Raw genomic sequence first — 13,884 nt, forward strand, 5'->3', positions numbered from 1 at the left:
TTTAGAAAAGTTTAAGTTGGAATTAATTCTTTTTAAGGGCCTTTTGATTAATTTAGAAATTATGCAAACAGCTCAAATTGTAATTGGTCTCGCTATTATTCTATTTACCTATCTGGATTTTTTTCACACCACCCTTTCCGGAAACGGGTTTGGTATTTTCTCAAGAATAGTAAACCAGATCCTGAATAGGATCATGATTCAAAACCGGACCCGTACTATTTTTAAATTCTCCGGAATAACCCATCTTTTAATAACGACATTTCTTTGGATGTTGTTGTTATTCATTGGAACATACATTGTTTTTAGTGCCGGAGAAGAAATGGTGGTGAATAGCACTACAGGCCTGCCAGCCACACATCCCGAAAGATTCTACTATACCGGATATGTGCTATCAACACTGGGGATTGGAGATTTCGTTCCGGGAACAGATACCAGCAGGATACTTACCGGAATATTGTCTTTTTCGGGGTTCATTCTTATCACTACGGGGTTAACTTATCTTTTAAGTGTTATCAATGCCGTACTGGCCAAAAAGCAACTTTCCTTTCTTATTTCTACTATGGGAAATGATATTGAAGAGATCTTTATTTTCTATAAACAACAGGACGATCTAGAAAATTTGATCTCGAATGCAGGAGATGTTAGACAGCAAATTTTAAAAAATGCCAGTAGTTACCTGGCTTTCCCCATGGCTAATTATTTTCTTTCCAAGAATCATGAGTCGGCTCTTATTTTACAGCTGGCCCGGCTTTATGAAGTAATCATGATCATTCGGCTCGACTGGAGTGAGGAAACTGTTCAATATAAGAAGTTAAGTGCGATCATTAATGGTATTAAAAAGTACCTGGAGCTGGGGCTTGAAGATGCCAATGCAGCCAGTCATAATGAAGAGGAGTTAAAAACTTACAGAAGTCATTGGATGAATCACGGATATTATTTCAAAAATGATTTGGCTGTTGACAAGCAGTTTTCTTCAAGTCTTAAATATGCCGGTTGGAACTGGAAAGAAGTATATAAGCTGAAGGATGAAGAGTAGGAATAAAAAAAGGCTGCTCAAAAATGGCATTTTTGAGCAGCCTTTTTTTTGAGCTTAGGAAGCTTAGTTGGTAAGTTCCTGCTTTACTCTCTCCTGGAGTTGGGCATCTTGTTGCAATTGATTTGCAATTTCTTCATACCGCTTAACTGAAAGTCCGCTTTCTGTGATCATGCTTTCCATTTCCTTGCGGAATTCTAATTGCATTTCATTGAGCGCCTTGATAATGGCGTCATATTGCTTTTCTTCTTCTTTAGTAAGATCGGCTTCTGCCTGAGGGTTCATTTGCGCCTGGTGGATGGTGTTGAACCTGGCTATTTCCATACCTTCCCTGGTTATAATTTCGCTTAGATCCTTCTGGGCTTCCTGGTTTATCATGCGCATCTTTTGAAAGGTCACCGAAAATTGTTCAATTTCTTTATCAGTAACATCCGATTGTGCCATTAATGTAGAGGTGCCTATCATCATGAAAAATAAGAGGCTAAAGATCTTCATTTTACTTAAAATCATATTTTTTCTATTAGGTTTAGCACAAACCTAAAGTTAATGATTCAAAAAGGCAAAAAAAGACTGAATTTTAGCGTAAATCGAAAGAAAAGTACCTATTTCTTCTCAAAAATAGCAAAAACCGACTCCTTTTTTCTGGTTTCTCCTTAAACGGTTTCTTTTAGTGCTGATAGATCAAGTTTTACCTGTCCGCGCAAAATATCTTCAAAAGTTTCTCTTTTTCTAATCAAATGGGCTTCTCCATTGTACCATAGCACTTCGGGCGGGCGGTAGCGGGAATTGAAGTTGCTGGCCATTGAGTAGCAGTAAGCGCCGGCATTGCTAAAAGCAAGAAGATCCCCTTCTTTGATCTCAGGGATTCGGCGGTTGCTCGCAAAAGTGTCGGTTTCGCAAATATACCCTACTACCGAGTAGAACCTTTCTTTGCCTTCGGGATTTGAAAGGTTGTGAATTTCATGTCTTGAGCCGTAGAACATGGGGCGAATAAGGTGGTTAAAACCGCTGTCTACACCTGCGAAAACAGTAGAGGTGGTTTGTTTAATCACATTCACACGGGCCACAAATTTCCCGGCTTCACTCACCAGGTACTTACCTGGTTCAAAAGCGAGAGTGAGATCGCGGCCATATTCTTTACAAAAAGACTTGAATTTTGCAGTGAGTTTTCCTCCCAGTTCTTCAATATTGGTCTCAATATCACCTTCTTTATAAGGTACTTTAAAGCCACTGCCAAAGTCCATGAATTCAAGATCTTTGAAATTTCGGGCGGTTTCAAAAAGAATTTCCGAAGCATACAGGAACACTTCTATATCAAGAATGTCACTCCCGGTGTGCATGTGTATGCCGTTAATGTGCATGCCGGTGTTTTCAACAATACGCAGAAGATGCGGTATCTGGTGAATGGAAACTCCAAATTTTGAATCGATATGGCCCACAGAAATGTTCGTATTTCCGCCGGCCATAACATGCGGATTTATCCTGATACAAACCGGAACATCTGGATTTCGCGTTCCAAACTGCTCGAGGATAGAAAGGTTATCAATATTGATTTGTACCCCAAGGGCGGCAACTGCTTCTATTTCTTCAAGAGAAACGCCGTTTGGAGTATAAATAATATTAGCCGGATCTACGCCTGCTTCAAGCCCTAATTTCACTTCCTGTATAGAAACGGTGTCAAGCCCGGCGCCCAATTGCTGAAACAACCCAAGCACCGAAATATTGGAAAGTGCCTTAACAGCGTAGTGTATTCTAAGGTTCTTTACCCCGCTAAAAGCACTGGTGAGTCTATTGTATTGGGAGATGATCTTTTCGGCATCATATACGTATACGGGGCTGCCAAATTTTTCTGATATTTCTAAAAGGTCCTGGTTGTTCATAAGTTCATTATTACGGTCACAAAAGTAAAATGGATTTTTGGCTTTTGCCTACAGCCTGTCTAAAATTAACCAATTCTAACAAAATGTTATTTATAACAGGGAGGAAAGCTACAAATTTAGCAGTTCCCAGTCGGGGTAGATAAAAGAATTTTTGTAATTTCAAGTTGTTAATCAGGTATCTATGAAGTCCAGGCTGGCCCTTTTTCCATTACAGAGTATAGTGTTTCCGGGAGAGGTCTTACCCCTGCATATTTTTGAGCCACGTTATAAGGAACTTATAGACGATTGCGAAAGTACCGGCATTAAGTTTGGAATTCCCACTTACATAGAAAATAACCTGGAGTACGGCACCGAAATGGAACTTATTGAAACGGTGCGGCGTTACGAATCTGGTGCCAGAGATGTAATTTGCAAAGGGACCAGGGTTTTCAGGGTTTTGGAATTTGCGCATAATGAAGCTGGAAAGATGTATGCGGGTGGTGATGTGGAATTTTTACCAGATAAGGATGATGCTTCCCAGACCTTAAAAGAGCAGTTACTAAACCTCATTTTTGAGCTCTATGTACATCTGGAAGTACCCCGGCCAAAAATAGATATCCCCAATTTCAAGAGTTACACACTGGCTCACAAAATAGGTCTTCCCCTTCAGCAGGAATATACCTTACTAAAGTTAACTTCAGAAAAAGAAAGACAGGAATTCCTCATTAACCATCTCACCATTACCATCCCTATTTTACAGGAAATGAACCGGGCAAAACAGGTGATAGAACTCAACGGGCACTTCAGAAATTACGATCCTCTCGATTTTCAGGAATTCAGACTACGGACAAAAAATTAGAGAAAATCAATCTCTTTTATGTGGAAATTAAAAAGATTGGCAGATTCCTCTAACATTTGTTACTTTTGTGCACCTTAACGAACACTGAAGAAACACCTTATTATGAACATACACGAATATCAGGGAAAAGAAATCTTGAGCAGCTTTGGTGTCCGCACTCAGCGCGGCATTGTTGCCCAGGACGCAAAAGAGGCAGTTGAGGCTGCAAAAAAACTTACCGAACAAACCGGTACTGGATGGCATGTCATTAAAGCCCAGGTGCACGCAGGTGGACGTGGAAAAGGCGGGGGAGTAAAACTTGCCAAGAACCTACAGGAAGTGGAAGATATTGCAGGGCAAATCATTGGGATGAACCTTGTTACTCCACAAACTTCTGCTGAAGGTAAAAAAGTACACCAGGTTTTGGTGGCCGAAGATGTTTACTATCCCGGCGACAGCGAGCCAGAGGAATACTATATGTCTGTTCTTCTAAATCGCGCTACAGGTAAGAATATGATTATGTATTCTACAGAAGGAGGTATGGACATTGAAACAGTGGCCGAAGAAACTCCTCACCTGATATTTAATGAAGAGATTGATCCTGCAACAGGATTGCTGCCTTTCCAGGCAAGAAGGATTGCTTTCAACCTTGGGTTAAGTGGAAATGCTTTTAAAGAAATGACAAAATTTGTAATGTCGCTTTACGAAGCCTTTACAAAGTCAGATAGTTCTCTTTTCGAGATCAACCCGGTGCTTAAGACGAGTGATGATAAGATCATGGCTGTTGATGCCAAGGTGACTCTTGATGATAACGCACTTTTTCGTCATAAAGATTACGCAGAGATGCGCGATATCAGGGAAGAAAGCCCTGTTGAAGTGGAAGCACGCGAAGTTGGGCTTAACTACGTAGACCTTGACGGAAACGTAGGATGTATGGTTAACGGCGCCGGATTGGCAATGGCGACCATGGATCTTATTAAACAAGCCGGGGGAGAGCCTGCAAACTTCCTTGATGTAGGTGGTACCGCCGATGCAAAGAGAGTTGAAGAAGCTTTTAGACTTATCCTGAAGGATGAGAAAGTAAAAGCAATTTTGGTGAACATCTTTGGAGGAATTGTAAGATGTGACCGTGTGGCACAGGGAATTGTAGATGCTTACAAAAATATGGGTGATACTATCAATGTGCCTATCATTGTTCGCCTACAGGGAACCAATGCCGACATTGCCAAAGAATTGATAGACAACAGCGGACTTGATGTGTACAGTGCTGTCGAATTCCAGGAAGCAGCAGATAAAGTTCAGGAAGTGCTGGCTTAATAAAGCTTACATTTAAATCAAAAAACCCCGGAATCTCCGGGGTTTTTTCGTTTATAATATCTTTAGAAATAATTTTCTTCAAACTTTCATGGGGCAGATTTGATAAACATTCTGCAACATTTTCATAACCCGCTTTCTTTCTTCAGAAGTAGGAATTGAAATAATTTTATTCCGATAAGTAAGGCAAAAAATTATGAAGGTGAAATCATTGTGAAGGTTTAATATCACTGAATTTATCAGGTAATAATATCAATATTGGAAAGAACCTGCAAACAGTTTTTGGCCTCCAATCCCCATATTCACTAATGATAACAACCGGAAGGTTGCTTCAGGAATTAAAAAACCTTACATCAAAATGTGTGAAACTTTCGTTAAAAATATGAAACCATGTAACAATCAGTATTTCTAAAAGTCTTTATAGTAAATCATCAATCATCAAATCACATCAATTAATCTAAAAACGAACATCATGAAAAATTTAAAACTGTTGCTTGTAATGTGTGTAATAATTCTTTCTTCATCTGTTTCAGCAAAGGAAATCAGAAATCTCGCAAATCCCGATTCTGTCTCTGTTGAAGTTGAAAGAATGCTTGAGAACCTGGAATTAGCCAATCAATGTGAGCCACTTGAAATCACAATTTTCTTTTCTGTTTCTGAAGATCATAAGATCCAGAGTCTACAGGTTTCTTCTTCCAATGAGGAGGTGAATTCTTACATTCAAAAGCAATTGTCTAATGAGCAATTGCCTGTAGAAGCCTGGGTAAAAGGCAAGATTTATGAACTTACTGTAGTGAAGCGCATGAGTTAAGTCAGGACCCATAGCTTTAAAAGTAAAAACCCGGAAGTAATCACTCCGGGTTTTTACTTTTAAAGGTGTAAACCGCATTCTGTTTTTGGATTGTTGTTCCAGCGGCCCGATCTTTCTACTCCCGGCGACGTGCAATGGGAACATCCAATAGAATGGTATCCCTTGTTCACCAGTGGGTGAAAAGGTAACTCGTGTTCTTGAATGAATTCATCCCGCTCCTCTTTAGTAACGTCCAGTAGCGGATAAAACTTCAGGATATCTCCGCGGTTCTCGAAGATATTGAGGCTAGCACGATGTTCACTTTGCCACTCCATGAGACCGCTTACCCAAACGGTATATTTGGCTTTAATGAGATCAAGAGGTTTTACCTTATTGATGTGGCAACAAAAATCAGGGTCTTTTTCCCAGGTTCTATCTTTTTGTGTAAACTCGTGTTCTTCTTTTAGGGCACTTACAGATTTTACGTTGAGTCCGTAGAGATCGGTAAGTTTTTGCCTATATTTCAAGGTTTCCTCGAAATGGTATCCAGTATCAATAAAATAAACCAGCTGGTCGCGGTTAACGTCTGAAAATAATTTTAAAAGGAAAGCCGAAGTAGCAGCAAAAGAGCTGGTAAGCATAACTTCGGCAAGGTTAAAATCGTTATATAGTTCTTCGATCCTTTCGTGAAGGTCGAGCTTTCGGTATTTTAGATTCAGATTGTCAACTTCGGCAGCCGTAACAATTCTTTTTTCTGCAACAATTTCCATTGGCTATTTTTTGTCTTCTTTTTTAGGCATGGGTCCACGTTTGTAGATTACCAGTCCATTTAAAAAATTCCGAAGAAACTGGTCTCCACACTCCATGTATTTGGGGTGCTCTTCATTTCTAAAGATGGCACCAATCTCACTTTTTGTAACCTTGAAATCAACAAGCGAGCAAATATGAACAATATCTTCATCGCGTAGTTTAAGAGCAACTCTCAGCTTTTTGAAGATATCATTATTAGATAAAGGCATAGTGTAAATTTTGAGCAGTAAAAATACGCAATGAGAATGAAATAAGGAAGCTTGCGGGGAGAAACTGAATTGTATACGATCGTTGTAATTCTTTTTTAACGACAAAATGTCGCTAATAATCTGGATTTTTATGACATAATGTCTTTATTTTAGGAATGGTACTTAGTTTGCCTTACACGGTATGAAAATCAAAAATAAAGTTTAACCTCATAAAATATTAATGTTATGAACCTTATTAAAAGAAACACCGACAACTGGCTTCCATCCATTTTTGATGATATGTTTAAAAGCGACTGGATGGACAATGGAAATTCAGGAATGAACCGCATTGGTACCAGCGTTCCTGCTGTCAATATTTCTGAAAATGATGATGCTTTTATACTGGAACTTGCAGCACCAGGCATGACCAAAAAGGATTTCAATCTTGAACTGGACAATGGCGTACTCACAATTTCTGCAGAAGAAAAGAAAGAGGATGAGAAAAAAGACAATGATGGTAAGTTTACCCGCCGCGAGTTTAGTTATACCAGCTTTAAAAGAGCTTTTAGTCTTCCCGATAGCGTAGAAGCCGATAAAATTTCGGCCAAATATAAAGAAGGGGTCTTGATGATCAACCTTCCTAAACGTGAAGACGCAAAAGTACAGGCAAAACGCATGATTGAGATTGGGTAAATCTTAGTCAGAGTTTAAGAATCTTCAAAAAAGCGTCCTTTGAGGCGCTTTTTTATTTGTCCAGCAAAATCCATCGGTTCCCGGCACTTTGAATGAGGTACTTCTGCCCCGGTGCAATAGTATTGACCGTAGTGTTTGTAGTAATATCAAAAAGATCGTTACTGCCAAGAAATTCAAGGGTTTTAATAGTGTTTCCCGTCCAGTTGAGCAGGTAGATGAGACGGCCTTTATTAGTAGCTGCATCGGGTACGACAATGCTGCTCACCTGATTATTGATACGCAAACTATAAGTTTCAGGCGGAATTTGAAAAGCCCCGGTGCTGGTGGCTGTAGAAGAGTAAATTCCTGAATTTGGATACTTCCATGTCACCAACCCGTTAGCATCTGTCATAAGTACTTGATCCTGGGATCCTCTTGAATCGGGGAGAATGTAGTCATTCCCGGTAGATCCTATGCCTACTCTTCCGGCAAAGTAGCCTGCAAATACCTTTTTTGGATCATTGCCAAAAGCCGTGCTATAAATGCCGAAGACAAAGCCGTTGCCTTGTTCGGTACCAATTTCATTGTAGATCCCGTAGTGGTTTTTAGTAGATCCAAAAGTCTTCCCTACATCATTATAAATTCCGTAGATTTCTTCATTGGTATTTTGGTTCACCTCGTTAAATATCCCATAGTGAATTCCAATTCCGGCAGCACTCACCGAGTTTTTTATTCCGTATTTCTTATCCTGGGTTGCTGTGTTATTGCTACTTAAAATGCCATAAGTGACGTTCTTTGTGGTAGAGCTGGCATTTTCTACTTCCAGCGGGGTGCGAATGCTGTGATCTTCCTGGTTATCTATCATTACTTTTAGCTTCACATTTTGGGAAGAGCCGCCTATACTTACATTTCCTTTTCTAAATACTGCATCGTCAGGGCTGGTGGAAGGAGAGATTGTCCCTATTTTGTAAAAATCTGAAGTTGCTTTACCTCCAAGACCTGCCCACTCTCCTATGTCCGCATTCCACCAGTAAAATCCGGGTGAAAATTGCCCTTTTTGAGAGCTGAGAAATACGAGCATCCCGTGCTGCTCGGCGGTGGGATTGGTCGCAGGGAAATTTAAGATGCGGGGGATAAGAATACCGTCGGTAGGTTCGGGGGAATTCGGATTTTCGGTGTAGATGTCGAGCTGAGCTTTTGGCTCATACGTGTTGATCCCCACCTGGGCTGTTATTTTTCCACAGAATAGCATCAGGAAAATCCCCGAAATTAGAAGCTTGTACACAAGTTGAAATTTTAAATCGGGGAGACACTAATGTAAATGAAGATAGTTAATTATCTCACATATTATGAGTTAGGTGTGAAATTTAACATCTAAGAAGCTTCTTTGACTTTCTCCTGAAGCATTTTTATTTCATCCCTAAGTTTTGCAGCAGTCATAAAATCGAGTTCTTTGGCCGCAGCTTCCATAGCCTTTCTTTTTTCCCTGATGCGCTTTTCTAATTGAGGTTTGCTGAAGTATTCTGTTTCTGCTTCAGCAGCTTTTAGATCTGGAGCGACTTCATATATATAAGGTTCAGGTTTTTTTTGCACCAGCATATTTTCGAACGATTTCTTTAATGCGGTGGGGGTGATGTTGTTCTTCTCGTTGTACTGCAGCTGCTTTTCTCGCCTGTATTCCGTCTGGTCAATAGTTTTTTGCATACTGTCTGTGATCTTATCGGCATACATGATGGCTTTTCCTTCGAGGTGGCGTGCGGCACGACCAATAGTTTGGGTAAGCGACCTGTTGCTGCGTAAAAATCCTTCTTTATCAGCATCGAGGATGGCAACAAGTGAAACTTCCGGAAGGTCGAGCCCTTCCCGTAGCAGGTTCACTCCCACAAGTACGTCAAAAAGGCCTTTTCTAAGGTCCTGCATAATTTCTACTCGTTCTAAAGTGTCAACATCGCTATGAATGTAACGGCAACGGATATTAATCCTGGTTAAATATTTGGTTAGTTCTTCGGCCATGCGCTTGGTAAGGGTAGTAACAAGAATCCGCTGGTCTTTGTCAATCCTTAACTGCATTTCTTCAATAAGATCATCGATCTGGTTAAGACTGGGACGCACTTCAATTACCGGATCCAGTAAGCCGGTGGGCCTAATCACCTGCTCAATGTACATTCCCTCTGTCTTCTGAAGCTCATAATCGGCCGGGGTAGCACTTACGTAGATCACCTGATTTTGAAGAACTTCAAATTCCTCAAACTTTAAGGGGCGGTTATCCATAGCTGCCGGAAGCCTGAAGCCGTAATCTACAAGCGTTTCCTTTCTTGAGCGGTCACCGCCATACATGGCATGAACCTGCGGAATGGTCACGTGGCTCTCGTCAACAACCATAAGGTAATCATCGGGAAAATAATCCAGGAGGCAGAAAGGTCGTGTTCCCGGAGGTCTTCCGTCAAGATACCTGGAGTAATTCTCAATACCCGAGCAATACCCAAGTTCCCTGATCATCTCAAGATCAAAATTGGTGCGTTCATCCAGCCTCTTTGCTTCAAGATGCTTTCCAATCTCCTGGAAATAACCAACCTGCTTTACCAGGTCGTCCTGTATATCTTTTATGGCGCCCTGTAAAACATCAGGGGAGGTAACAAACATGTTTGCCGGGTAAATATTGAGTCGGTCGTACTTTTCGATCACATCGTTGGTAGCGGGATCAAAAGCCTCTATTTCTTCAATCTCATCTCCAAAAAAGTGAATTCTGAAGGCGTTATCAGCATAGCTCGGGAAGATATCCACGGTGTCGCCTTTAATGCGGAAATTTCCGTGGGTGAACTCTGCTTCAGTCCTTGAATATAAACTTTGTACCAACTTATGAAGCAACTTTGTACGTGAAATTACCATGTCTTTTTCTATGGAAACCACGTTTTTCTTGAATTCCACAGGATTCCCGATTCCGTAGAGACAGGAAACTGAAGCCACAACAATAACGTCCCTTCTTCCGGAGAGGAGGGAAGAAGTGGTGCTGAGCCGCAATTTTTCAATCTCTTCGTTAATAGAAAGATCTTTCTCTATGTAAGTACCCGAGGAAGGGATAAAAGCTTCAGGCTGGTAATAATCATAGTAACTCACAAAATATTCCACCGCATTCTCGGGGAAAAATTGCTTAAATTCTGAATAGAGCTGGGCTGCAAGCGTCTTATTGTGGGCAAGAACCAAAGTGGGTTTTTGCACTTCTTCGATCACATTAGCAACCGTAAAAGTTTTTCCAGATCCTGTGACCCCCAACAGGGTTTGGTATCTTTCCTTATTGTTTATACCGCTTACCAGCTGCTTTATAGCCTGCGGCTGATCTCCTGTAGGTTTAAAATCGGACTTTACTTTGAATTTCATAGACTTTTTTGCTGACCTGCAAAAATAGCCAATTTGAAGCTACCAACAAATATTGCCGGTTTCTAAAAAGTTTAAAATCAGGTTAATTAAAGATCCCTTTTCTTCAGAAGTAAATAAGACAGATAAACGAAAATCACAATCCACAACATCACTATGAGAAGCTGGTACCAGTGAATGGAATAGTCTTTTGTGATCTCTGAACCCAGTTGCGTGGCTGCCGATTGTACTGCGTTGAGCCTGGAGAAAGGTTCCCTAACCAACAAAGCCATAGATTCTAAAGGAAAGAACTGTGCAATGTTTTCAGCAATATTAGAATCCCTGAAGATCTTATATTCCATCACGCCTCTCACAATACTTTCCATGATCCACCAAATGAACAGGAAACCCAGCGCAAAAGCCGATCTTTTTACCAAAATCCCGAGGAACATACAGAAGGCGAAAAATCCTGTGAGTTTAATGAAGTAGGCCAGTAGGTATTCCATGTCTGAAAAGATGATGGAAATCTCGGTGTAATCTGAAAAAGAAAGGCCTAAAATAAGCGAAACTACAAACAGGAAAATAGTTGATAAAAGGGCAAAAGAAACCACCGTTAGGAATTTAGAGAGCACGAATTCCTTTTTGCTCAACCCGTCAATGAGGTTCTGTTTAATTGTGCGGTTGCTGTATTCGTTAGACATCATGGATACGATCACAATGGCCAGGAACAGCTTTAAAGTGGCAGCGATGTAGCTGTTAAAATGCCAGATGTACGGAAAATTAAAAATCCCCTGATCGGCCAGCCTGAAATTTACATTCCCAAAATTGAATTCTATGGAAGCGATAAGCGCAATAAATGTAATGAGTATAAAATAGGTGGTGATTAGACCCCTTGAAGATTTACTAAACCTAAGTTTGTGATATTCTATATTGAGTAAACGTAGCATTAGGCAGAAATTTGGTTGGTTAACAATAAGAATTGTTCTTCTAAGCTCTCTTTTCGTTTTACGAGCTGGGAGAGGCTAAGGCCGTTCTCGAAGAGGTAAGTGTTTAGGGCTTCGGCTTCCAGCGGCTCTTCCAAAAATGCCGTTATGATTTCCCCTTTTTGAACCACCTTGCCAAAAGCAGGATGGGAGTTGAGCAGGGACATTAATTTTTCATCATTTGTAGCCTTGAGTTCGAAGAAACCAAAGCTGGCGTTCATCTGGTCTACAGGCCCACTGTAAAGTTTTTCCCCTTTGCGGATAATTACCACGTGGGTGCAAACCTTCTCTACTTCATCCAGCAGGTGAGAGGCTAAGAGAATAGTCGTTCCGGTAGCAGCAATCCTGGTAATGATCTCCCTTATCTGGTGAATCCCCTGCGGATCTAGTCCGTTTGTGGGTTCATCAAGAATAAGGATCTCCGGGTCGTTGAGCAAAGCTGAAGCAATTGCCAGCCTTTGTTTCATCCCCAAAGAAAATGTTCGGAATTTACTGTTCCTTCTGTCCAGTAAGCCCACCATTTCCAGCTTTTCATCTATATTTTTTGCTGAAACATTCTTGATCTTACACACCAGCTCCAGGTTTTGTGCAGCGGTCATGTAAGGGTAGAAATTGGGACGTTCAATGATGGCCCCCACTTTTTTAAGGGCTTCATGTGTACTCTGCGAACCATCAAACCATTGAAAATCTCCGTTCGTCTTATTTACAACATTCAGGATGATTCCCAGGGTGGTGGATTTTCCGCTTCCATTGGGCCCTAAAATACCATATACGTTACCTTTTTCAATGGTGAATGAGAGGTCTTTAACCGCCGTGACGGGACCAAATTTTTTAGTGAGATTATTAAGGCGAAGGATTGTCTTCAAAGTAAACCGTTTTAACATTCGACGTCTAAGTTAACGTTTTGTTACACGGCGAAATAAAAAGAAGTCTTATTTTTGAGGAAATTCAGCGTATGCGGGAAAAATTAATGTCAAAAAAGAAACCAAGCTTTCCGGTTAGCGACCGGTTCCATAAATATCTCGCAAAGTACAATCGAAACACCAAAATTCCGGTCTTTTATGATGATCTGCTGAGGTTTTCGGGGTCTATCGTAGTCTATGATCAGCACGATGAAGATACTTTTTGGGTGCGTTGCTATTATCCCGATTATGAACGGGACGATATTGACAATAGTCTTAAGCAGGTTTATACCATCCTGCATTCAGATGGAAGTGACGATTCTCTAGAGTTCCTCAATGTTGATGCGATCGACTACTGTACCTTCGGAAATTCAAAACCCTTCCGTATAAAGGTCAGGAATATTCTGAATGACAGTTTCACGTATTTTTATGTCAAGAAAGCGGATGCTTCCCGTATTTACGGATTGGAGTTTGAACATATACTCTCGCCGCACAGGATCAATTTTCTTGTGTACCGGGACACTTTGATTGAAGAGCATATTGCCGGAATTCCCGGAGACGTTTTTATTGAAGATGAACTGCCGTTGTGCGATGACCGTGCAAAAACACAAATTGCGAAACAATTTGTAAAATTTAATGAGCGGTGCACCATCAGGTTGTTGGGTGATATGCGTTCTTATAATTACGTGATCATTCCCACTCACGATTTTGACCATGTAGAGTACCAGATCAGGGCAATTGATTTTGATCAGCAGTGTTTTGAAGGTAATCTGAAGGTCTATCGTCCGCAGTTTTTTAAGGAAAACTTCAAAATGGTACAGTTGGTTAGTGAAAAGCTGCAGGAATCTTCCATAGAGCAGTACAGGAGGGAAGAACGATCTTTACTGGCTAAAAGGATCATTAATGCACAATCGCGCTATAAGGAGTTGATGCGCTGTATTCTCAATGATCAAATTTCTAATGAGCCCAATGTAAAGCAACTACGAAAAGAGCTCTACGAGTTTTCTAATGACATGAAATTTAAAAGAGCCCGTTCAATGGGACAAATCTTGAGAACGGCACTTGATTTTGTGAAGAGGAATTATGAAGATGTGAATATGAAAAGACTCATTTAAAAGTTTAATGTTTAATGAATAAGGAA

At 40.6% G+C, this 13,884-nt stretch carries 14 protein-coding genes; 6 read left to right on the top strand and 8 right to left on the bottom strand.

The annotated features are described in order from the left end of the window. Nucleotides 1-61: 61 nt before the first annotated feature. Complete coding sequence (locus VS868_RS13250; RefSeq protein ID WP_345598206.1) at nt 62-1,036, top strand: potassium channel family protein; 975 nt, start codon at nt 62-64, stop codon at nt 1,034-1,036. 63 nt (nt 1,037-1,099) lie between these two features. Here VS868_RS13250 and VS868_RS13255 read toward each other — a convergent pair whose 3' ends face one another. Both VS868_RS13255 and lysA read right to left on the bottom strand, forming a co-directional pair. Then, complete coding sequence (locus tag VS868_RS13255) at nt 1,100-1,543, bottom strand: DUF4168 domain-containing protein (RefSeq protein WP_266070310.1); 444 nt, start codon at nt 1,541-1,543, stop codon at nt 1,100-1,102. 143 nt (nt 1,544-1,686) lie between these two features. After that, nucleotides 1,687-2,913, bottom strand: coding sequence for a diaminopimelate decarboxylase (lysA, locus tag VS868_RS13260; RefSeq protein ID WP_266070309.1), 1,227 nt, complete (start codon nt 2,911-2,913; stop codon nt 1,687-1,689). 181 nt (nt 2,914-3,094) lie between these two features. Here lysA and VS868_RS13265 point away from each other — a divergent pair, with 181 nt between their 5' ends. From VS868_RS13265 to VS868_RS13275, 3 genes are all read left to right on the top strand, one after another. Beyond that, the gene (locus VS868_RS13265) at nt 3,095-3,751 is read left to right on the top strand and encodes an LON peptidase substrate-binding domain-containing protein (RefSeq protein WP_345598209.1); all 657 of its coding nucleotides are present in this window, start codon (nt 3,095-3,097) and stop codon (nt 3,749-3,751) included. 102 nt (nt 3,752-3,853) lie between these two features. Next, nucleotides 3,854-5,047: an ADP-forming succinate--CoA ligase subunit beta gene (gene sucC / locus VS868_RS13270; protein WP_266070307.1), complete on the top strand. Its 1,194-nt coding sequence runs from the start codon at nt 3,854-3,856 to the stop codon at nt 5,045-5,047. 469 nt (nt 5,048-5,516) lie between these two features. Further along, nucleotides 5,517-5,855 (top strand): hypothetical protein, encoded by a 339-nt coding sequence (locus VS868_RS13275; protein WP_345598212.1) that lies wholly within the window; start codon nt 5,517-5,519, stop codon nt 5,853-5,855. Between the two features lie 59 nt (nt 5,856-5,914). Here the strand turns inward: VS868_RS13275 and VS868_RS13280 are convergent, their stop codons facing one another. After that, nucleotides 5,915-6,604, bottom strand: coding sequence for a phosphoadenylyl-sulfate reductase (locus tag VS868_RS13280; RefSeq protein ID WP_345598214.1), 690 nt, complete (start codon nt 6,602-6,604; stop codon nt 5,915-5,917). Nucleotides 6,605-6,607: 3 nt separating this feature from the next. Further along, on the bottom strand, nt 6,608-6,853 hold the full coding sequence (locus VS868_RS13285) for a DUF1456 family protein (protein WP_345598216.1): 246 nt from the start codon (nt 6,851-6,853) through the stop codon (nt 6,608-6,610). A 225-nt stretch (nt 6,854-7,078) separates the two neighbouring features. On the opposite strand from VS868_RS13285, the gene VS868_RS13290 reads away from it, so the two are divergent. Further along, on the top strand, nt 7,079-7,525 hold the full coding sequence (locus VS868_RS13290) for an Hsp20/alpha crystallin family protein (RefSeq protein WP_345598218.1): 447 nt from the start codon (nt 7,079-7,081) through the stop codon (nt 7,523-7,525). A 52-nt stretch (nt 7,526-7,577) separates the two neighbouring features. Here VS868_RS13290 and VS868_RS13295 read toward each other — a convergent pair whose 3' ends face one another. From VS868_RS13295 to VS868_RS13310, 4 genes are all read right to left on the bottom strand, one after another. Then, nucleotides 7,578-8,789, bottom strand: a complete 1,212-nt coding sequence (locus VS868_RS13295; RefSeq protein ID WP_345598220.1) for a hypothetical protein — start codon at nt 8,787-8,789, stop codon at nt 7,578-7,580. An 89-nt stretch (nt 8,790-8,878) separates the two neighbouring features. Then, nucleotides 8,879-10,882 (bottom strand): excinuclease ABC subunit UvrB, encoded by a 2,004-nt coding sequence (gene uvrB, locus VS868_RS13300; protein WP_345598222.1) that lies wholly within the window; start codon nt 10,880-10,882, stop codon nt 8,879-8,881. Between the two features lie 86 nt (nt 10,883-10,968). Further along, nucleotides 10,969-11,805, bottom strand: coding sequence for an ABC transporter permease (locus tag VS868_RS13305; protein WP_345598224.1), 837 nt, complete (start codon nt 11,803-11,805; stop codon nt 10,969-10,971). Next, nucleotides 11,805-12,707, bottom strand: a complete 903-nt coding sequence (locus VS868_RS13310; RefSeq protein ID WP_345598226.1) for an ATP-binding cassette domain-containing protein — start codon at nt 12,705-12,707, stop codon at nt 11,805-11,807. Before VS868_RS13310 ends, VS868_RS13305 begins: the two co-directional genes overlap by 1 nt. An 89-nt stretch (nt 12,708-12,796) precedes the next feature. Here VS868_RS13310 and VS868_RS13315 point away from each other — a divergent pair, with 89 nt between their 5' ends. Next, nucleotides 12,797-13,858 (top strand): hypothetical protein, encoded by a 1,062-nt coding sequence (locus VS868_RS13315; protein ID WP_266070296.1) that lies wholly within the window; start codon nt 12,797-12,799, stop codon nt 13,856-13,858. Nucleotides 13,859-13,884: the final 26 nt, after the last annotated feature.

This window comes from Salinimicrobium sp. 3283s (assembly GCF_039602225.1).
GTDB classification, from domain to species: Bacteria; Bacteroidota; Bacteroidia; order Flavobacteriales; family Flavobacteriaceae; genus Salinimicrobium; species Salinimicrobium profundisediminis.

Bases quoted from the DNA above. Each gene is read 5' to 3' on its own strand.
- VS868_RS13250 (WP_345598206.1), top strand. From the start codon at position 62: ATGCAAACAGCTCAAATTGTAATTGGTCTCGCTATTATTCTATTTACC.
- VS868_RS13255 (WP_266070310.1), bottom strand. From the start codon at position 1,543: ATGATTTTAAGTAAAATGAAGATCTTTAGCCTCTTATTTTTCATGATG.
- lysA (WP_266070309.1), bottom strand. From the start codon at position 2,913: ATGAACAACCAGGACCTTTTAGAAATATCAGAAAAATTTGGCAGCCCC.
- VS868_RS13265 (WP_345598209.1), top strand. From the start codon at position 3,095: ATGAAGTCCAGGCTGGCCCTTTTTCCATTACAGAGTATAGTGTTTCCG.
- sucC (WP_266070307.1), top strand. From the start codon at position 3,854: ATGAACATACACGAATATCAGGGAAAAGAAATCTTGAGCAGCTTTGGT.
- VS868_RS13275 (WP_345598212.1), top strand. From the start codon at position 5,517: ATGAAAAATTTAAAACTGTTGCTTGTAATGTGTGTAATAATTCTTTCT.
- VS868_RS13280 (WP_345598214.1), bottom strand. From the start codon at position 6,604: ATGGAAATTGTTGCAGAAAAAAGAATTGTTACGGCTGCCGAAGTTGAC.
- VS868_RS13285 (WP_345598216.1), bottom strand. From the start codon at position 6,853: ATGCCTTTATCTAATAATGATATCTTCAAAAAGCTGAGAGTTGCTCTT.
- VS868_RS13290 (WP_345598218.1), top strand. From the start codon at position 7,079: ATGAACCTTATTAAAAGAAACACCGACAACTGGCTTCCATCCATTTTT.
- uvrB (WP_345598222.1), bottom strand. From the start codon at position 10,882: ATGAAATTCAAAGTAAAGTCCGATTTTAAACCTACAGGAGATCAGCCG.
- VS868_RS13305 (WP_345598224.1), bottom strand. From the start codon at position 11,805: ATGCTACGTTTACTCAATATAGAATATCACAAACTTAGGTTTAGTAAA.
- VS868_RS13315 (WP_266070296.1), top strand. From the start codon at position 12,797: ATGCGGGAAAAATTAATGTCAAAAAAGAAACCAAGCTTTCCGGTTAGC.